The 20,288-nt window shown below is 26.4% G+C and carries 20 protein-coding genes; 9 read left to right on the top strand and 11 right to left on the bottom strand.

Going from position 1 to position 20,288, the window contains the following annotated elements:
* Positions 1-38 precede the first annotated feature (38 nt).
* Positions 39-653, bottom strand: a complete 615-nt coding sequence (locus ABXT52_RS02375; RefSeq protein ID WP_415272291.1) for an arylesterase — start codon at positions 651-653, stop codon at positions 39-41.
* Between ABXT52_RS02375 and ABXT52_RS02370 the strand changes: the two genes are divergently transcribed.
* Positions 652-1,317, top strand: coding sequence for an ABC transporter ATP-binding protein (locus ABXT52_RS02370; protein ID WP_415272290.1), 666 nt, complete (start codon positions 652-654; stop codon positions 1,315-1,317). The genes ABXT52_RS02375 and ABXT52_RS02370 overlap by 2 nt on opposite strands.
* Entirely contained in the window at positions 1,253-3,838 is a 2,586-nt protein-coding gene (locus tag ABXT52_RS02365) for an ABC transporter permease (RefSeq protein WP_415272289.1), read from the top strand. The genes ABXT52_RS02370 and ABXT52_RS02365 overlap by 65 nt, the downstream gene beginning before the upstream one ends.
* Here ABXT52_RS02365 and ABXT52_RS02360 read toward each other — a convergent pair whose 3' ends face one another.
* Positions 3,839-5,143, bottom strand: coding sequence for an NAD(P)/FAD-dependent oxidoreductase (locus ABXT52_RS02360; RefSeq protein WP_415272288.1), 1,305 nt, complete (start codon positions 5,141-5,143; stop codon positions 3,839-3,841).
* A gap of 39 nt (positions 5,144-5,182) precedes the next feature.
* Entirely contained in the window at positions 5,183-6,967 is a 1,785-nt protein-coding gene (xsc, locus tag ABXT52_RS02355) for a sulfoacetaldehyde acetyltransferase (protein WP_415272287.1), read from the bottom strand.
* Positions 6,968-7,078: 111 nt separating this feature from the next.
* On the opposite strand from xsc, the gene ABXT52_RS02350 reads away from it, so the two are divergent.
* Genes ABXT52_RS02350 through ABXT52_RS02325 form a run of 6 tightly spaced genes read left to right on the top strand, consistent with a single transcriptional unit; the run spans position 7,079 to position 11,699 of the window.
* A complete protein-coding gene (locus tag ABXT52_RS02350; RefSeq protein WP_415272286.1) occupies positions 7,079-7,363 on the top strand; it encodes a UxaA family hydrolase in 285 nt (94 codons plus the stop codon).
* A gap of 5 nt (positions 7,364-7,368) precedes the next feature.
* Complete coding sequence (locus ABXT52_RS02345) at positions 7,369-8,535, top strand: UxaA family hydrolase (RefSeq protein WP_415272285.1); 1,167 nt, start codon at positions 7,369-7,371, stop codon at positions 8,533-8,535.
* Between the two features lie 20 nt (positions 8,536-8,555).
* Positions 8,556-9,632: a YeiH family protein gene (locus ABXT52_RS02340; RefSeq protein ID WP_415272284.1), complete on the top strand. Its 1,077-nt coding sequence runs from the start codon at positions 8,556-8,558 to the stop codon at positions 9,630-9,632.
* 50 nt (positions 9,633-9,682) lie between these two features.
* Positions 9,683-10,519: an NAD-dependent epimerase/dehydratase family protein gene (locus ABXT52_RS02335; protein WP_415272514.1), complete on the top strand. Its 837-nt coding sequence runs from the start codon at positions 9,683-9,685 to the stop codon at positions 10,517-10,519.
* 19 nt (positions 10,520-10,538) lie between these two features.
* Positions 10,539-10,679: a hypothetical protein gene (locus ABXT52_RS02330; RefSeq protein ID WP_415272283.1), complete on the top strand. Its 141-nt coding sequence runs from the start codon at positions 10,539-10,541 to the stop codon at positions 10,677-10,679.
* Between the two features lie 30 nt (positions 10,680-10,709).
* The gene (locus ABXT52_RS02325) at positions 10,710-11,699 is read left to right on the top strand and encodes an NAD-dependent epimerase/dehydratase family protein (protein WP_415272282.1); all 990 of its coding nucleotides are present in this window, start codon (positions 10,710-10,712) and stop codon (positions 11,697-11,699) included.
* Positions 11,700-11,808: 109 nt separating this feature from the next.
* Here ABXT52_RS02325 and ABXT52_RS02320 read toward each other — a convergent pair whose 3' ends face one another.
* Complete coding sequence (locus ABXT52_RS02320; RefSeq protein ID WP_415272513.1) at positions 11,809-12,069, bottom strand: transaldolase family protein; 261 nt, start codon at positions 12,067-12,069, stop codon at positions 11,809-11,811.
* A gap of 363 nt (positions 12,070-12,432) precedes the next feature.
* Complete coding sequence (locus ABXT52_RS02315) at positions 12,433-13,062, bottom strand: SIS domain-containing protein (RefSeq protein WP_415272281.1); 630 nt, start codon at positions 13,060-13,062, stop codon at positions 12,433-12,435.
* 140 nt (positions 13,063-13,202) lie between these two features.
* Here ABXT52_RS02315 and ABXT52_RS02310 point away from each other — a divergent pair, with 140 nt between their 5' ends.
* Positions 13,203-13,553: a phosphoheptose isomerase gene (locus ABXT52_RS02310; protein ID WP_415272280.1), complete on the top strand. Its 351-nt coding sequence runs from the start codon at positions 13,203-13,205 to the stop codon at positions 13,551-13,553.
* A gap of 81 nt (positions 13,554-13,634) precedes the next feature.
* On the opposite strand, the gene ABXT52_RS02305 is transcribed toward ABXT52_RS02310, so the two are convergent.
* From ABXT52_RS02305 to ABXT52_RS02280, 6 genes are all read right to left on the bottom strand, one after another.
* Positions 13,635-14,372, bottom strand: coding sequence for a WecB/TagA/CpsF family glycosyltransferase (locus ABXT52_RS02305; RefSeq protein ID WP_415272279.1), 738 nt, complete (start codon positions 14,370-14,372; stop codon positions 13,635-13,637).
* A gap of 35 nt (positions 14,373-14,407) precedes the next feature.
* A complete protein-coding gene (locus tag ABXT52_RS02300; protein ID WP_415272278.1) occupies positions 14,408-15,154 on the bottom strand; it encodes a class I SAM-dependent methyltransferase in 747 nt (248 codons plus the stop codon).
* Between the two features lie 58 nt (positions 15,155-15,212).
* Positions 15,213-16,520, bottom strand: a complete 1,308-nt coding sequence (locus ABXT52_RS02295) for a hypothetical protein (RefSeq protein ID WP_415272277.1) — start codon at positions 16,518-16,520, stop codon at positions 15,213-15,215.
* Entirely contained in the window at positions 16,513-17,850 is a 1,338-nt protein-coding gene (locus ABXT52_RS02290; protein WP_415272276.1) for a hypothetical protein, read from the bottom strand. Before ABXT52_RS02290 ends, ABXT52_RS02295 begins: the two co-directional genes overlap by 8 nt.
* Before the next feature lie 15 nt (positions 17,851-17,865).
* Complete coding sequence (locus tag ABXT52_RS02285) at positions 17,866-18,696, bottom strand: glycosyltransferase family 2 protein (RefSeq protein ID WP_415272275.1); 831 nt, start codon at positions 18,694-18,696, stop codon at positions 17,866-17,868.
* Between the two features lie 290 nt (positions 18,697-18,986).
* Positions 18,987-20,153 carry a hypothetical protein gene (locus ABXT52_RS02280; protein WP_415272274.1) on the bottom strand — a complete coding sequence of 389 codons (1,167 nt, stop codon included), beginning with the start codon at positions 20,151-20,153 and terminating at the stop codon, positions 18,987-18,989.
* Positions 20,154-20,288 lie beyond the last annotated feature (135 nt).

Below are 20,288 nucleotides of genomic sequence, written 5' to 3'. Positions count from 1 at the left end.
TTTACTACATTTAAATTCTATTATTATCTCTAGCTATACTATTTTTTTATAAAACTGATAATACTTTTTTTTAACGTCTCACTTACAACTAAAGTTCCTTTTTCATTTGGATGCATGCCATCATCTTGATTAAACTCAGGTTTTAAAGCCACACCTTCCAATAAAAAAGGTATTAAATTTAGATTGTATTTCTTTGCTAAACTTGGATAAATATTATCAAATTTTTTTTTATAACTAATTCCATGAGTGGATGGTGCAATCATTCCTGCTAAGATTATTTCTATATTTTTTAGTTTTGCTGTTTGAATAATTTTTTCTAAATTTTTTTTGGTCTCAATGGGGATTATTCCTCTCAACATATCGTTAGCACCCAATCCTAAGATCATTAAGTCAATATTAGGTTGAGATAAAGACCACTCAGCTCGATTTAATCCTCCAGCAGATGTGCTTCCAGATACACTTCCATCAATAATCCCAAGATCATAACCACTATCATTAAGATTGTTTTGAAGAACAATGGCTAAATGTTTTTCCTGTGGAAGACCATAACCAGCCATTAAGCTATCACCAAACAAGATAACGTTTTCAATAGAATTGACGTTTATGCTCACTAGACAGAAGGCAATAATTTGAATAATAAATCTTTTAATCATGGACAGTCTTCTTAAGCTAAAAAACGTTAATCTTAAATACCAAACTGGTAATGATACTATTAAGGTTTTAAAGAATATTAATTTAGAAACTAAAAAAAATGAGTCTATTTCAATAGTTGGTGAAAGTGGGTCTGGAAAAACAAGCTTAATCATGCTTGCTGGAGGACTAGAGAAAGCAACTTCTGGTAAGATATTTTTTGAAGATCAAGAAATATCTAAAATGAGTGAAGATGAGGTTTCTAAAATTAGAAGAAAAAATATTGGTATAGTTTTTCAATCTTTCTATCTTATTCCAAATTACACTGCTGTTGAAAATGTTGCTCTAACCTTAGAGCTAAATAACTTAAAAAAACCTAATGAACGAGCCAAAGAGTTATTGGATCGATTTGGGTTAAAAAATAGATTTAATAATTTACCTAGTCAACTTTCAGGTGGTGAACAGCAACGTGTAGCTATTGCAAGAGCTATAGCCATGAAGCCAAAACTAATTTTAGCAGATGAGCCTACAGGAAATTTAGACAGTGAAAATTCACAAATGATTGCAGATATTTTGTTTAAATATATCAAGGAAGAAAAATCATCTTTAATTATGGTCACTCATGACCCAAAACTTGCAAATAAAGCAAAAAGAAAAATTAAAATCAAAGATGGAAAAATTGTCTAAGCTTTCAGAGTACAAGTTAACTTTGATATATGCTTTAAGAGACTTGAGTAGAAATTATAAAAAAATTTCTAGTATTATTTTAACACTTTTTATCAGTCTATTTATCTTAAGTTCAATTTTCACAATTGAAGATAGTTTGAATAAAGAATTAAATAATAATTCAAGAACACTTTTAGGTGGAGATATTGAAATTGATTATAATCGTAATGTTGGCAACTTAGAATTAATTAACCAAGTGAAAGAATTTGCTACCATTTCACAAATGGTTGAGTTTAGCACCATGATCTCAACTACAAATCAAACTAAAAATAAATCAATATTTTCTAGAATTAAAACAGTAGATCAAAATTACCCATTATTTGGCAAGGTAGGTTATGAACCAAGTGGTGCATTTGAAAAATTACAAACTATAGAGAATACAATTCTTGTTAATGAAAACATTTTCAAAAATCTTAATTTAGAAATTAATGGTAAAATCAAAGTTCAAGATCAGTTGTTTACTGTAATTGGTATCGTAAAATCTGTACCTGATATTGGAGGTGCTTTTGTATTTGGTGACTTTGCTTTAGCTGGCAAACAAACATTAAAATTATTAAAACTTAATAACCTAGGCAGTTTTTTAAATTATGAATATAAAGTAAAATTTAATGAAGGAGATAATCCAAAGGCTTTATCTAAAAAGATTGAGCAATTATTTAAAGATGAAAAAAAGGTTAAACTTAGATATCACGAAAAATCTGATGGTCCTTTAAAGAGAATAATTGATAATTTCTCTCAGTTTTTGTCTCTTGTATCAATTAGTGCGATGTTAATTGCAGGAATTGGGATTGCAAACACCTTGCTTTCATTCATTAATCAAAACAATATGTCTATAGCGGTTAAGAAGTCTCTAGGCTTTTTCTCAAAGGATATAAAAATAGTCTACTATCTACAATTACTCATTCTATTATTTATAATATCTACTGCCACCTACTCATTTAGTTTCTTTCTAGTCCCAATTGTCGACATTTATTTGTCAGCTGGCCTTGGCTTAAATATTGAAGGTAGTTTTTCTATTCTTAATTATTTTAAAGTTTTTTTAGTAGGTTTATTAGTATTAATCATATTTTCTATACCAACCATTAATGCAATTGATCAAGTTAAGGCATCAAACTTATTTAGAAATGTGTTTCAAAATCTTCAATTTTATTATTCAAAAAAGTCAATTTTTTTAACCCTATTTTTATTATCAATTTTAATTTCTTTATTTACCATTGGTTCAGCTAGACCCATGTACAGCTTAGGTTATTTTGGAGCTTTCTTTGTTTGTTTATTAGTCTTTTATTTATTATCTAACTTAATCATTAAATTATTCAAAGGACTTAAAGAACATCCAAATATTTCAATTAAAGTATCAGTTAAAAACATTACTCAAACCAAAAGTATTACCCCAATAACTATTATGTCCTTAGGTTTAGGTGTCACTTTATTATTAACTTTAGCTTTTGTTGGCTCAAACTTTAAAAGAGAGATTGCAAAATCTATACCAGAGCTTGCACCTGATTATTTTTTTATTGGTATTCAAAGTGATGAAAGGCAAATATTTGAAGATTTAATTTTTAAAATGGATGAAAAAGCTGACCTTGAAATTGTTCCTATGGTCTCAACAGGTATTGTTAAAATTAATGGAATAGATCCAAATACTTATATCGATTCAAGTAATGACAGTCACTGGGTAATTAGAAATGACAGAAGATCTTCTTGGGCTGATAAAATTTTAAAAGATAACCCAATTGTAGAAGGCAAATGGTGGGATTTAGATAGACCCGATAAACTTCAAATTTCACTTGATAGCAAAATTGCTAAAGATTTTAATATTAAAATTGGTGACATTTTTACTCTAAATATTTATGGTCGTGAAATTGAAGGTGAAATTATAAATTTTAAATTCGTAGACTACAGAGATTTTACTATTAACTTTGCAATGTTATTAAACCCTCAATTTGCAAAAAATATCCCTCATGAATATTTGGCCACTTCAAAGTTTAAAAGCTTAGAGAATTTTAACGAAACTGCTTTACTAGATAAAATGCCCAGTCTTTCTATTATAAAAATCACTGATTACTTGGAGAAAGTAACAGATCTTTTAAACAAAGTGTTTATTGCTGTAACTGTTATTTCAGCAATAACTATAGTCATTGGTTTAATTGTCATATCAAGTGCAATCATAGTTCAGGGTAAAATTAAAGAATTTCAAAATTTAATATTTAAGATTTTAGGTTTTTCCAAAGTTGAGGTTGTACTCTCTTCAATTATTGAGTTTTTTATTATATTCACATCCATAATTCTAATAGCTCTCTTTTTTGGGGTTATTGGTTCGCAATTTATCATTGAAAATATTTTTCAAATCACTTGGAAGTTTGACTTAGCAATATTTTTGCAGGTAACTATTGGGATTGGATTAGCTACATTAATCTTAATTATGATTACTAATTTTAAGTATTTAAGCCCTAAAGTTTATCCACTTATAAGAAATCAATAACTACACATCAGATCGCGATCTAAATCTTTCGAATATTAATCTTGTTTTAACTCCAATATTTAAAAATGGCTGAGGTGGAAGCCAGGTAGGCTTACTTCTAGATTCTATTATATTAATTTCATGACTATTTTCATTGCTTGCTTTAATTGCTATTTGTTCACCAAATAAAGTTCCCACTCCAATACCAGAACCATTATAGCAACCTGCTACAAAGACATTGTTATCAATTTTATCAAAAATTTGTGAACTATTTCTTGTTCTGGATACAATCCCAGACCAGCTAGATTCAATAATATCATCTGCTAAACTTGGAAATCTTTTTTTAATTCCAAGTTTTTGATTTAAAGATCTTTTATTCAACTTTGATTTAGACATTTTAAAAGGACTATGAACTTCTGCGGTATTTCTAATTAAAATTCTTTTATCTTTTGTCATTCTAATAGTTGCACCCATTGGTCTAACAGGAAGTACACCCCACTCTTTAGGTTCACCAATGGACTTATACTCTGTATCAGTTAATGGTCTTGTCATGCTTGCAGTTAAAGTTAAGGGGAAATTATAATTATTTTTTACATCAAGTGATTTTAAAAAACCATTAGTACAAAAAATAATCTTTTTAGTAATTATTTTATGATTATTAAATTTACAAATAATTGTATCACTATTTTTTGACCATTCATTTAATTGAGTGTTTTCTAATAGCCCAACATTATCTGGCAAAGTGTCGACCATTGCTCTTACAAGTTTTCCAGGATGTAATAAAATTCCTCCTTTAGTATAAAGTGCTAGGTTGTAAAAATTTGTACCTAATCTTTTACCTAAATCATCTTTATCTAAAATATTATGCTCAAAGTTTAATTTTAATAAAGTTTTGCTAAAATTTTCTAATATCTTTCTATCTTTTTCATTTGATGAGGCGAAATATTTTCCACTTTCATTCCAATCACAATCTACCTGATGCTCTTTAATAAACTTTTTTACAACATCAATTCCTAATTTGTAAATGTCTGTTTTTTTTTTATAATTGGAAAGCTCTTTATTCGAGGTGAAACCATCATTAAGGGTAGTGTCTACTAAATATCCTGAGTTCCTTCCACTTGCACCCTCACCTGCTAATTGGGCATCAACAATAATAATTTTTTTATTTGGATGCAGCTCTGATAATTTTCTAGCAGCAGATAGGCCTGTATATCCAGCACCTATTATTAACCAGTCACAAAGTTTATCTTTATCTAAAGTTTTTATATTAGTTCTTCTATCAAGGTCATTAATCCAACTACAACCAGTATCATTAACGACATTCATGTAGTTAGATTATGACAGATAAGATATTTTTAAAAGATCTTAAGATACCAATGAAGGTTGCTTGATCATGTCTTCTTTTTTGATCCCTGCAACTTTAACTGGTCTTTTCATAGCATCTCTTCTGAAAGGCTCTCCCAGTTCTTGGTTAAGAATTACTTCAATAAATGTTGTAATTCCTTTCTTTTGATCTTCACATGATTGCTTGATAGCAGCGGTAGTTTCTTCCATAGTTCGAACGGTAACACCTTTTAATCCACAAGCATCAGCAACTTTTGCATAACTTAATTCTGGATCAAGCTCCGTTCCAACAAAATTGTCATCAAACCATAAAGTAGTATTTCTTTTTTCAGCGCCCCATTGATAGTTTCTAAAAATTACCATTGAAATTGCTGGCCATTCTGGTCTTGCCACTGAGCTCATTTCATTCATGCTGATACCGAATGCACCATCACCCGCAAAACCAATTACTGGAGTATCAGGACATCCAATTTTAGCACCTAAAATTGCTGGAAAACCATATCCACAAGGACCAAATAATCCTGGCGCTAAATATTTTCTACCTTTTTCAAATGTAGGATAAGCATTACCAATCGCACAGTTATTTCCAATGTCACTTGAGATAATTACATCCTCAGGCATACCTGCCTGAATTCCTCTCCAAGCTTCTCTAGGAGACATTCTGTCTGCATCTCTTTTTCTAGCTTCTGCATTCCAAACTGTACCTTCATCATCATCTTCATGATCTAGACTTGATAATTCTTGTAACCAAGCAGATTTAGTTTGGTGAATTGTATTTTTTCTCTCTTCTCTATTCGCATCACCTGCTGTTGGAGACAATTGAGCTAAAATTTGTTGAGATACTAATTTTGCATCACCACAAATACCAACTGAAACTTTTTTAGTTAAACCAATTCTGTCTGAATTCATGTCAACTTGAATGATACTTGCATCTTTAGGCCAGTAATCCATTCCATAACCTGGTAAAGTTGAGAAAGGATTTAATCTTGTACCAAGAGCAAGAACAACATCAGCTTTCTTAATTAATTCCATTCCAGCTTTTGATCCATTGTATCCTAATGGTCCAGCTGCTAATGGGTGACTTCCTGGGAAACTATCATTATGCTGATATCCTGAACAAACTGGGGCATCTAATTTCTCAGCTAATTTTTTACAATCTTCAATCGCTCCACCAATTACAACACCCGCACCAGATAATATTACTGGAAACTTAGCGTTTGATAATAAGTCAGCTGCTTTTTTAATTGCATCAACTCCACCTGCTTGTCTTTCAAGTCTAACAATTGGAGGAAGATCAATATCAATAACTTGTGTCCAATAATCTCTTGGAACATTTATTTGTGCAGGAGCTGATCCTCTGATCGCTTTTTCAATTACTCTATTTAATACTTCTGCCATTCTTGAAGCGTCTCTAACTTCTTCTTGGTAGCAAACCATATCTTTAAATAAATTCATTTGTTCTACTTCTTGAAAACCACCTTGACCCATAGTTTTATTGGCAGCTTGAGGCGTTACTAATAATAGTGGTGTGTGGTTCCAGTATGCAGTTTTAATAGGAGTAACAAGACCTGTAATTCCAGGACCATTTTGTGCAATAACCATTGACATTTTACCAGTAGATCTTGTGTAACCATCAGCAATTAATCCACCGTTTGTTTCATGAGCAACATCCCAAAAAGTAATTCCAGCATCAGGAAAAATATCTGAAATAGGCATAAAGGCTGAACCAATAATTCCGAATGCGTGTTCAATTCCATGCATTTGTAAAACTTTTACAAAAGCTTCTTCTGTTGTCATTTTAGTCATTATAATTAGGCCTTCCTGCTTAAGTTGTTAAAAAATTTATAAATAATTTGTTAATTTAAACGATTAATATATAAGAATTAAAAAATTTCAAACAAACAAATCGACACAATTATGGCTACAGATATTATTATACACGACGAGAAAGACAACGTAGGAGTAGTTGTTATTAATAAAATCACTCCAAAACAAGATTGTGCATGTTGGATTATGGAGAATGATAAAACAATTCAAATTCAATCAGTAGATGAAATTCAATTAGGACATAAAATTGCAATGGTTGACCTTAATGAAGGTGATACTATTTTGAAATATGGTCATGATATTGGAAAAGTAGTTAAATCAATCAAAAAAGGTGAGCATGTTCATGTTCATAATGTAAAAACGAAGAAGTGGTAAAAAATATGGAAATTCCAAAAAGTTTTTTAGGTTATAAAAGAGAAAATGGCAGAGTTGGTACTAGAAACCACGTAATCATTCTACCTGTTGATGATATTTCAAATGCTTGCGCTGAAGCAGTTGCAAACAATATTAAAGGCACAATGGCCCTACCTCACTCTTATGGAAGGCTTCAATTTGGTGCTGATTTAGATTTACACTTTAGAACTATGATTGGGACTGGAAGTAACCCGAATGTTGCAGCAGTAATAGTTATTGGTATAGAGCCAAAATGGACAAAAAAAATAGTTGACGGAATAGCAAAAACAGGAAAGCCAGTTGAAGGATTTCATATTGAGCGAACTGGAGATATTGGTACTGTCATGGAAGCTTCAAAAAAAGCTCAGGAATTTGTGATGTGGGCGTCTGAAAAACAAAGAGAAGAATGTCCAATGAGTGATTTATGGATATCAGTTAAGTGTGGAGAATCAGATACAACATCTGGATTAGCTGCAAACCCTACAGTTGGAAACTTAATGGATAAGTTAGAGCCAATGGGTGTTCATTTATGTTTTGGAGAAACTTCAGAACTTACTGGAGCTGAAACTGTTTGTGCTAAGAGAGGTGCTACACCAGAAGCATCAGAAAAATTTATGAAAACATGGAATTCATATAATGATTTTATACTTAAAGAAGCAACAGATGACCTTTCTGAAAGTCAACCAACTGCAGGAAATATTGCAGGCGGATTAACTACAATTGAAGAGAAAGCATTTGGAAACTTTCAAAAAATTGGAAATTGTAAATTTATTGACGTATTGGAGCCAGCAGAAGAACCAACCAAAGGTAAAGGTCTATACTTTATGGATACATCCTCGGCAGCAGCTGAATGTGTAACACTTCAGGCAGCAGCTGGATTTAACATTCATCTATTCCCTACAGGTCAAGGTAATATCGTAGGTAACCCTATTGAACCAGTTGTTAAGTTAACTGCCAACCCATTAACTGTAAAAGGTATGGGTGAGCATATTGATTGTGATGTATCAAAAATATTATCACGTGAGATGAATATGTCTGAAGCAGGTGATGAATTAATCAAATCTATGATAAGAGTCGCTAACGGTAGACTAACTTGCGCTGAAGCTTTAGGTCATAAAGAATTTGTTATGACTAAACTTTACAGAAGCGCTTAAAAACTCAGCAAATATTAATAATGTTATTTAAAAAATACTTGGTTTTTGTTCCAGGTATTGTTTTAGCATTTGTTCTCTACAGTTTATCCCAGGGTTTAAATAATATCATTGGAATTGAATTATTAGGTTATGCTAAAAGCCCAATATCAACAGCAATGATTGCAATTCTTTTGGGAATTGTACTTGGAAATATTTTTCAAATGAGAGAAGGTTTTTTACTTGGAATAAATTTTACTCAAAAATATATTTTAAAACTTGGAATAATTTGTCTTGGCATTCAATTAAAACCATTTGAATTTTTAAAGTTTGGCTCTGTGGCTATACCATTAATCACTATCTGCATCATAAGCGTATTAATTGTAATAAAATTACTAATTAAAAAATTAAAAATCTCAACAAGAATGGCTTACTTAATATCAATTGGTAGTACTGTTTGTGGAACAACAGCAATTATGGCAACCGCTCCAATAATTAAAGCAAATAAAGGTGAAGTTGCTTATGCAATAGCAAATATCACAGTCTTTGGAATAATTTCAATGTTAGTTTATCCATATTTTGCAAATATTTATTTTAATGGAGATCCGATGTATGTGGGACTTTTTTTAGGAACTGCTATTCATGAAACATCTCAAGTTGCAGCAGCTGGATTGATTTATGATCAACAATTTAATAGTCCTGAAACATTAAATATTGCAACAGTTACAAAGTTAATTAGAAATACCTTTTTAGTGATCATGATTCCCCTATTTGCTTATCTGTATAATAGGAACGAAACTAAAACTAAAAACTATTCTCTGTTAAATATTTTTCCATATTTTGTATTAGGTTTTATTGGAATGATTATATTTCGAAATATTGGTGATCAAATATTTTTAACAGAAAATACTCAAATTATTTGGCAAAACTCAGTATCAACTATTAAAGATTCAGCTAAAATTTTTTTAAGTATGGCAATGGCAGCTGTAGGTTTATCAACAAACTTGAAAGACTTAAAATCTATGGGTTATAAACCTTTTGTTGTAGGATTTATCGCAATGATAACAGTAGGTTTAGTGAGTATTATTGCAATGAAAGTTTTTGCTGAATTGTTTCTATAATGACAATAATATAATATTACTTAGATTAATTGAATGAATAAAAAAAAAAAATATTAATTACAGGTAGTTCAGGTTTTATTGGTTTCTCTTTAGCTTTAATCTTACTTAAAAAAGGACATAAAATTCTTGGCTACGACTCAATTAATAATTACTATGATATTAATCTTAAACTTTCTAGAAACAAAATATTAAATAAATTTAAAAACTTTAGTTTTATAAAAGGTGAACTTGAAGATCAAAAAAAACTTAATAAAAATGTTCTAAACTTTAAACCTGAAATCATTATTCATCTAGCTGCTCAAGCAGGTGTTAGATATAGTTTAGATGCTCCCAGAAAATACTTATCTTCAAATATAATCGGAACATTTAATATAATTGAAATTGCGCATAAAATTAAAGTTAAACATTTACTGATAGCATCGAGTTCTTCTGTTTATGGAGCAAATAACCAATCTGTTTTTAAAGAAACTGATAAAACTGATAACCAATTAAGTATTTATGCTGCAACTAAAAAATCGACAGAAAGTATTGCTCATTCATATTCGTCACTTTGGAAAATACCAATTACCATGTTACGTTTTTTTACGGTATATGGTCCTTGGGGCAGACCAGACATGGCCTATTTCAAATTTACAAATGCAATAATTAAAAATAAAAAAATTGATGTATACAATAAAGGTGAGATGTACAGAGATTTCACATATATAGATGATGTGACAAGGTCTATTGAGCTACTAATTAATAAAGCACCTTCACAGAATAAGAAAAGTAATTATAAAAATGATAGCTTATCAAGTGTTGCTCCATATCGAATAATCAATATTGGAAATCAAAAAAGAGTTTATCTTAAAGACTTTATAAATGCGTTAGAAAAAAAAATTAGATAAAAAAGCTAAAAAAAATAATATGTCCATGCAAAAAGGAGATGTTAAAAAGACACTGTCAAATACAAATCTTTTGTATCAAATAATTAAATATAGACCAAAAGTAAACTATATTGATGGTATCTCTGCATTTATTGATTGGTACAAAAAATATTATAGATAAAATTTTGCTTATATTGTTTCAATTACAAAAATGAATAAAAAACAAAATATACTAATCACAGGTGGATCTGGTTACATAGGATCTTGTTTGTCACTTTACTTAAAGAAAAAATATGAAATTACAAATTTGGACAAAAAAAATAATAAACATATATCAATAAACATTTGTGATCTTTTAAACCTTAAAAGATTAAATGATATTTTAAAGAAAAAAAAACCAAAATTGATAATTCATTTAGCAGCACAATCATTAGTAGATGAGACAATAAATAAAGAAAAATATTATCAAAATAACGTAATGGCTACCAAGAACTTAATTATAGCAATGAAAAATAATAATTTAACAAATTTAATTTTTTCAAGCACAGCAGCTGTTTATAAATATTCTGGAAAAATTTTAAAAGAAAAAAGTTTAATCAAACCTAAAAGTAACTATGCAAAAACAAAATTACAGTGTGAAAAAATAATACAAAATTCAAAAATAAACTCAATAATTCTTAGATTTTTTAATGTTTGCTCTAGTTTAAACATTAATAACAAAATTGTAGGTGAATTTCACAATCCAGAAACTCATTTGATTCCAACAATTGTATACAAAAATTTACTAAAAAAAAAATTTTTTATTTATGGAAAAAATTACAATACAATAGACGGAACATGTATTAGAGATTATGTACATATTAGTGATATTTGTAATGCCATAGATAAATCTGTAACTTATTTATTCAAAAGTCATAAAAAATTTCAAATAATAAACATTGGCTCATCTTCAAGAAATACAAACATGGAAATTTTACAAAAAATAGAAAAAATAACTAAAGTCAAAAGTCTTTATAATATAGTTGATAGAAGAAAAGGAGATGTCGATTTACTGATTTGTTCAAATTCTAAAGCTAAAAAAATATTAAACTGGGCGCCTCAAAAATCAAATATAAACACCATTATTAAAGACGAAATTAGATGGGTTAAATATTTGATAAAAAATCATCAAAAAAGAACATTTAAGAATTACCTAAAATAGATAAAGACTAATTAAATTTTGAATCCTGCTGATTTTGCATCGGTATAAAAAGCTTTGACAGTTTCTTTTGTTAATTGATCAAACGATTTTTCAAAATTTTCAATTTTGACTATTGTAGACGGTGGTACAGTGAAATATGACAACCCAATTGTTTATCTTGAATGAGGTTATAGGGTTCCCTAACACTAGCCCATAAAATTTCAACATTCTTAAATTTTTTTGCAAAAGAAATACTTCTTTTAAATTCAGGCACTGGATCTTTACCTGTATCGCCCGCACGGTCAGCAAAAATTGAAATAATTACTTTTGATTTTTTATTTAATAATTTCAAAATTTTTTCAGTTTGTGTAGAGCTATGAACAGCAGTTATATTAAATTTAATGTTAAGATTATTTAATTCTTTTATTAATTTTCCATAAAAACTCCTTTTGAGTTTGATACAGGAATTTTTACATAAACATTTTTACCCAAGTATTAATCTTTAAAGCTTGAATTCTCATATTTGTGTGATCATCAGCAAAAACTTCTAATGAGACTGGTTTATTGGGACAAATTTTAAGAATTTATTTTGAATATGTTTTGTAATTTTTAGCAACTACTTTTTTCATTAAGCTAGGATTTGTTGTGAATCCTTTAACAATTTTTTTTTATTAAACTTTTTAATGAGTTTTAACTCAGCAATATCACAAAATATTTTAGTTTTAATTTTGCTCATATATTACTCATTAATATTTTAAAAATTAATTTTTTCAAAATTATTATTATTTATAGAAATGTTTCTTAAATATTGAGATAAATAGTGCATTAGGCTAACATGACAATCTTCAACAATACCATAGTTTGCAATAGGAAAATTTAAATTTAAATCTGACATTTTAGCTAATTTTCCACCATCAAAACCTGTAAAAGAAATTGTTTTTACACTCTTTTTTTTTGCTTTTTTTATTGCTTTAACTAAGTTTGGACTGTTACCAGAAACTGAAAATAGAAAGAGAACATCATTTTTTTTACATAACTTTTCAATTTGAAATGAAAAAATTTCATCAAAATTAATATCATTAGCAATAGCAGAAATTAATGAAAAATTTGAAGTTAAAGATATAGATTTAACTTGTAAGTTAGTTTTATTATTTGATTGTTTTATAAAGTCGCATGTAAAATGATCAGCCAATGAAGATGACCCTCCATTGCCACAAGTGTACACAATATTGTTATCTTTAAAACATTTTTTTAATAAGTTTATAATTTTATCCAATTTCTTAAAATCAATATTTTGAAGTATAGTACTTTTATGATTTATATACTCGAGATAAAAATCTTTTGAATTTTTAATTTTTTTTGTAGGAAATTGTTTAATTGACATTTGCTAAACTTAACTAAATTTTTTTTAATATCAATATTAAAGTATTTAACACTGTACTAATAAAATTAATAATGTTGAAATTATTAAACATTAAAGCAGTTATATAAATTAAAGTTAAATATGATATAGAATATTTTATTATGAAAAAAACAATTTGTTTTGATATTGATAATGTAATTTGTAAAACAAATAAGTCTAATTATAAAAATTCTAAGCCAATTGTTAAAAATATTGAATGCATAAATCAACTTTATAGTAGTGGGCACATAATAAAGATTTATACAGCCCGATATATGGGTAGAACTAACGATAATGCAGTAGAAGCTAAAAAAAAAGCAAAAAGAATAACATTAAATCAATTAAAAAAATGGAATGTTAAATATCATAAAGTTTTTTTTGGTAAACCATCTACTGATTTATATATAGATGATAAAAATTTAAACTTTAAAAAAAATTGGATACATCAATTAAAAAAGCTAAAAATTTCATAATAGTCGTACACAATAAAAACCAAAAATTTATTTATGATGATATTTATTTTTAATACCTAATCTGCTAAGATTTTATAACTATTAATTAATTATTTTAACTTTATTTTTTATTACTAGAAAAAATAATCTAAAAGCAAATATATATCTGGGTAAAAAAATATTTGGCTTATATAAAATTCTAATCAACCATCCTAAATTAATATTATCTACAAAATTATTAATTGGAGCTTGTTCTTTGCTAAAATAAGAAATGGCTGCACCAGTACAAAAAATACTAGGTTTATATTTTATATTATTTTTAATATATAAACCTAAAATTTCCTGGGTATTACCACCCAAATTAATTAAAATATGATCAGGTTTTATCTTATTTATTAATTCTAATAATTTTTTATCCTTAAGAAGACTAAGATTATATATTGGAGCATTATAGTGAATAACTTTATTTTTTCCAAATCCCAGTTTATTAAAAAATGAAATATTATATTTTGAAGAAGATTTACTAGGATTAATTGAGAGAATACTTAATTTTTTATTTTTTTTTAAAAAATTTATATAAAGTTTAAAAAATTTATAACCAGAGAATTTATCTACTTTTATATTTTTAAGTAAATTTAACAAAATTACAAAAAAACCACTATCGAAAAAATTGACATCTGCATTACGCAATGCCTTTAAATAATTTGGTTTTTTATCAAGGTTAGATAGACCAGGTCCTGACGGAAAAAGAAATAAACCTTTTTTTTTAATTATTATAGGAAAATCTTTATCAGATATATTTAGGAACTTTATATTTTTAAATCTTATATTATTAATCATTTTGAATATTAAATAATTATATCAAAATAAATTACTTAATCTTCTATTTTTTCAGCAACTATTGCGATGCAATGATTCAAGCTATCATTTTTAAAAAAGATATTATCTAGTCTAGTAAATAATACAGTAAAAGGAATTGATAGAATTTTCAAAATATACTTATTTATAGGTAAAATATTTTGCATAATCAATAAGGTAGAAGATAGTTTTCCAGTAATATAGTCTACTTTTATAATTTTCAAATTATGTTTAGACATAATTTTTTTTAACCTCTGATATGAATAACCTCGTACTACATGATCACCATCTTCTATGGGTGGATTGGCTATTAATGACTCACCATAAAGCTGTCTATGCAAGATATTTGGTGTTGTTAAATATAGGAGTCCACCATCATTTAATAAATTAGAAATATCTTTAACTAATTTGTCAGAGTTAATGATGTGTTCAATATTTTCGATGTTAAGAATAGTATCAAATTTAGTGTTAAATTTAATCTCATCTAATTTTCTTACATCGCCAACTATATATTCTATATCACTGGATAATCTTTTCTTACATTTTTCAATGTCCTTTTCACTCCAGCTTAATCCTATAACTTCTGAGAAGCCAATTTTTAGTGCTAAAGGAAATGCCCATCCATTACCACAACCAACATCTAATAATTTTGATCCATTTTTTAATACAACTAAATTTTTTTTTAACCAATAAAATCTGTCATACATTGCGCTGTTACCAGCATGAATAACACCTATTATTCTGTAAAAAAACTTAACAAACATCTATTCATATTATCTTATTTTGTAATAAAAACACTTTTAAATATGGGTTATCTATTTACTAATTTTTTATTAGATATTTAATAAATTTAAAATTTGATATCATATTGATAAAGAATATTAAGAAACCTTTAAATATTAATACATAATATATTGTTTCAAAATTTATTCTAAACGTTTCAAAATAGAATAAAAATATAAAAGATAAAATATTAACCATTAGAGCATATAGTGATATTTTTTCGAGTTTATTAAGTGAATACAATAATAAAATTTGATTATACCCTAGAATAAATATGATACTGTCAAGTGCAACTAAGTTAATTAAATTTGTGTTATAAATAAAAGCATTATTAGTCCATAAATCAAATAACGTGCTCCCGAAAAAATATACACCTAAAAAGAAGAAAAATAATAAAATATATAATATATTTCTTTGAAATTTGTATAATTTAACAATATCTAAAATTTTTTTATTTTTATAGAAATTGGCATATTCAAATCTAACAACATTTTCAAAAATTGAAAATACCCACATTAACAAAAATCTAAACATTGTCTGAAGAGCTGCAATCAAAGCAACTATTTCTGCAGTAAAAAAATAGCCTACAAAATATATAAAGCCTGAAACATTAAGTATAAGAGATAAATCATTAAAATAAAAATTTGTTGATTTTTTGAATATATGAATAACAGTACTCTTATTAAAATTTTTAAAGTTAAGTGATATTTTGGTTATATATTTTTTTATAATATAATTTGAAATTAAATAGCGAGTTATTTTTAATATTACTAAACAAATGGCCGCATATAACAAATATTCTGTAAAATATCCTACAAGTGGGACTAATATTTTTTCTAATATTGAAAAAATACCTCCTAAGATTTGTGCTGGGTATATTTTTCCTTGATATTGGGAGATAGTTAAAAGATTATTTGTTATTAGATCTATTGAAAATGAAACAAAAATTAATCCTAAAATCCAATTAAATTTATAGATTTCAACATTCTTAAAAATTTCAAAAAAATTAACATATTTAATATTTATAGTAAAATAAATAACTGCAAAAATTAATAAAGTTATGAATGTGAATAAAAAACTAATTGTATAAATTTCATTTTTATTTGCATTTTTCCTTATAATTAATTCTTGTTTAGAGACTTCTGAAAAATTTAGTTTCCAAAAACTTAAAAGACTTGGTATTGCCAATAAATAAAACCAATACCCTGTTTTTTCAACTCCCCATATATAGATCATCAAAGGTAAGTAAAATAATTGGATTAAAAATAAAGAAGAAACACGAACTAAATTTCCCTGTATATTTTTTTTAATTCTGGTTATTTCATTTTTTTTAAAAAAATTAATCATAAGAATTTTCAATGTATTGATTAGTTCCTAATTTTAAAATAATTCCTAGTATCAAAAAAAACATAAAGTTTGCTGGATAGCCTTCAAAATAGACCCAAGATTTAAATCCGACAAAAAACTGATAAATTATGTAAGCATAAAAACAATTGCAAAAAACTTTTTCTTTATAATTTATTAGTTTAATTTTGACAATTTTAACTTGTTTGGCATAATTATAAAATAGAGACATAAATAATATTAAACCAAACACCCCAAGTTCAACTATTACTTTCCAATATAGACCTTCATTAATCATTTGTAGATAATCTTTATTTATATAACGTACTCCAGATGTAGAGTTTCCAAGACCTGATCCAAAAAAGTAATTCGAAAGATTTTCAGCTGAATTCTCAAAAAAAGTATTAAGTGCATATCTTTGACCTAATGAAGTAACCTCTTCTACCATTGAAAAATTTTTATATAAAAGTGTAATTATAATAATAAGAAATGCTAATTTAGGTAAAACAAACTTAATGTCTTTAATTGAATAATGTTTAAAACTAAAAATAATAAAAAAAATTGATAAATACACAATACTACCCCTATTTCCTGTAAAAAAAGCTGAAATGATTATAAAGGCTAACAATAATTTATAAAATTTAGACTCCCTTAAAGTGTCACTTAAAGTAATGCTAGTTATAGTGGTCATCACAGCTAATAGGCAGAAATTAAGATATTGTGCAGAATATATAAATGTAGATGGATTTCGGTAATATGTAAAAATACCATAATCAAATTGAGTAAAACTTTGAGTTGCCCTAAAAGCCATTCCATAATCACCATAGAACAAAATCATTGTCTCACGATAACCATAAGTGATGAATAAAATGTAAATTACATTACCTATTAAGCAGGGTAATATTGCATAAATACTAAAAACATTACAAAATTTTTTTAAATCTTTTTTGTTCAATATTAAATGGTAACCTACAGCAATCATAAAAAAATAGAAAATCCATACCTTTAATCCAACTAATCTTCCTAAAAAATTAATATCATTATAAGGGTTAACAAGTTGTATGATAAGCAAAACAATAAAAAGAAAAATTAATTTTTTTAAGTCTTCAGGTATAAAATTTAAATCTTTTCTATCAAAAATTATAAATAAAAATATTGGTATTAAAAAAACTATATCATGTATCAATGGAGCAAAAATTGTGGCTGATTGGATTTGATGCTGAATGTACCCAAGATAAGGTAAAAAAAATAAAAATAAGTAAAATAATTTTTTCCAATGTTTTCTAAAAAAAAATAGATTAAAAATATTTAAAGATAAAAGTAATATGGTCATTAATAAATTTTATTCTTATCTATTATTTTTATTTAGTATTATCTCAAATTTTTTTGCATCAATTAAAGTGTGGAACCATAATGTATTTAAAAAAATATATATAAACCCTGCTCTCCCATCTAAAAAACCTAATAATAAAAAATACTTCACAAAAAATAGAGAAAAACTTTTTAACCCTATTGGTAATATAAAGAATATATTTTTAATAAATCTTGTTCTTTCAATATTGTTACCAAATAATTTTGCTTTTGTGATTTTTGAAGATTTACTATATTTTTCCAAGCTAGATAAAGTGCTCCATTTATTGTGAATTGTTATCCAATCTGTTAAATTTTTATTATTAATATCTAATAAAGATCCATTGATTTTTTCGCTGACTAAATTTGATACAAAATGCTGATCATATTTTTTATTTTCACAAATTGTTGATTTTGAGGGAAAAAGTCTTAAGTGCCAATTAGAAGTGGCTCCAAATAAGAGTTTTCTATTCATAAAATATACATGCCTTTTGATGATATATGATTTATTTTTTATATCCTTTTTTAACACATCATTAATATTTTTAACTAACTGCGCACTTAATACTTCTTCAGAATCTATATGTAATTGCCATTGATAAGATTTATTACACATTTTAATTGCATAATTTCTTTGATCAGAATAATTGAGAAATTTTCTTTTATAGACCTTGCATTTTAAATTTTTAACAACCTCAATTGTCCTATCGGTTGAAAAAGAGTCTAAGATTATTATTTCTTTACTAATTTTTTTGGCAGCTTCAATGGTTCTTTTAATGTACTTTTCGCTATTAAAAGTAAGTATGATTATTGCAATTTTATTTTTCATTTTTTAATTAATTAGTAAATAAATATTTTACTTAAAATTAACAAATTACAATGTATGTTTTTACTTTTTAAAAATCTTAAGAATTTCGTTATTTATATCGCTACCTGCTCTTGTTAATTTTCTTTTAGATTTATTTTTTTTTTTCTAAATCATTGAGATTGATTGTTTGGCTATTTTCAAAAACACTTGTAACAACTTTTTCATTCTGAATAACTTCGTTAACTGAATTAATCTTATCCAAAAGAGTAGATCTTTGATCTTCAAATCCTTGAATTTGATACTTGGTAATATCATATTTTTTTTCTTGATTCGATTAGGTCATTACTTATTCTTACATTCTCTTCTTGATAAAAACTTACTTTTTCTTCTAACACTTTAATAATATCTAAATCATTTTTATTTTTAACATCAACAACCTTGAGGTTATCAAGTGTAATTTGTAAATCTGAATTTTTTTGATTTAATATTTGAGCTTCATGCTTGAATACTTTTAATGATTCTAATTCGTCAAGTTTTAAATTTAAGTCTTGATTGTTTTTATCAATAATCTCTTGATTGTTTAAACTCTTGGCCAATTCATCATTTAATTCTTTATTTTCATTTTTTAATTGAATAATTTGATTTTGATAAATATCTATTTTTGAATTTAATTCACTATTGTTATTTTTTAATTCACTATTGTTATTTTCTAATTCATTATTTTCATTTTTTAATTGATTAATTTGATTTTGATCAATATCTATTTTTGAACTTAATTCACTATTGTTATTTTTTAATTCATTATTGTTATTTTCTATTTCATTATTTTCATTTTTTAATTGAATAATTTGATTTTGATAAATATCAATTTTTGAATTTAATTCACTATTATTAGTTTCTAAATGAATAATTTTATTTTGATTATCAATTAATTTTTGATTAATCGAATTAATTTCTAGGTCTTTTTTCTTTATCGTATCTTTTAAATTTTTTACATGGTCCGTTAGATTTGAAATTTCTTCATTTAGTAGTTTATTATTTAGCTTAATTTTTTTTTCTCTTTCCTTTAAAGTAATTATTTTTTCATCTAAGGATGAGATTTCGTATCTTAAATCCACTACTAATTTAAGCGTATTTTTTTTAATTTTTTTATTAAACAAATTATAAAGTTGATTCACCACATCTTCTGTTTTAATTATGTTTTTAGTTGGTGTATGTTTCTTGTGGTTTCTCTGTGATAATTTATTTAATTTATTTTTTGATTGTGCTTTTTCAGCCACTACAATTATACTCTCTATGTCTTTAGGAGTCTCAGGTGTTATTTCTAAATCTTTTTTCAAAACCAATGGATTCTCAGTACTCATTTTTTTTTGATTAATGCTATCATGGTTTTCTTTAGAATTTATTTTTTTTGAAGATGTATTAAATATTTTTTCAGAGGCCTGAATTATTTCTTGTATAGAATATACTCTAATCATGATTCAACCATAAGTTTTATTATCAAAAAGTCAACAATTTTAGATTTTGAAATACAAAAGTGAGTCACAATGCCACAAATTGACATTTTGAGTGAAGTTAAAATCTAAAGACTAATGTAAATTTGAAATTAATAT

The organism is Candidatus Pelagibacter sp. Uisw_121 (assembly GCF_047722545.1).
Taxonomy (GTDB): domain Bacteria; phylum Pseudomonadota; class Alphaproteobacteria; order Pelagibacterales; family Pelagibacteraceae; genus Pelagibacter.
The sequence above is the reverse complement of the archived record's forward strand: the minus strand, read 5'-3'. Positions and strand labels throughout refer to the sequence as shown.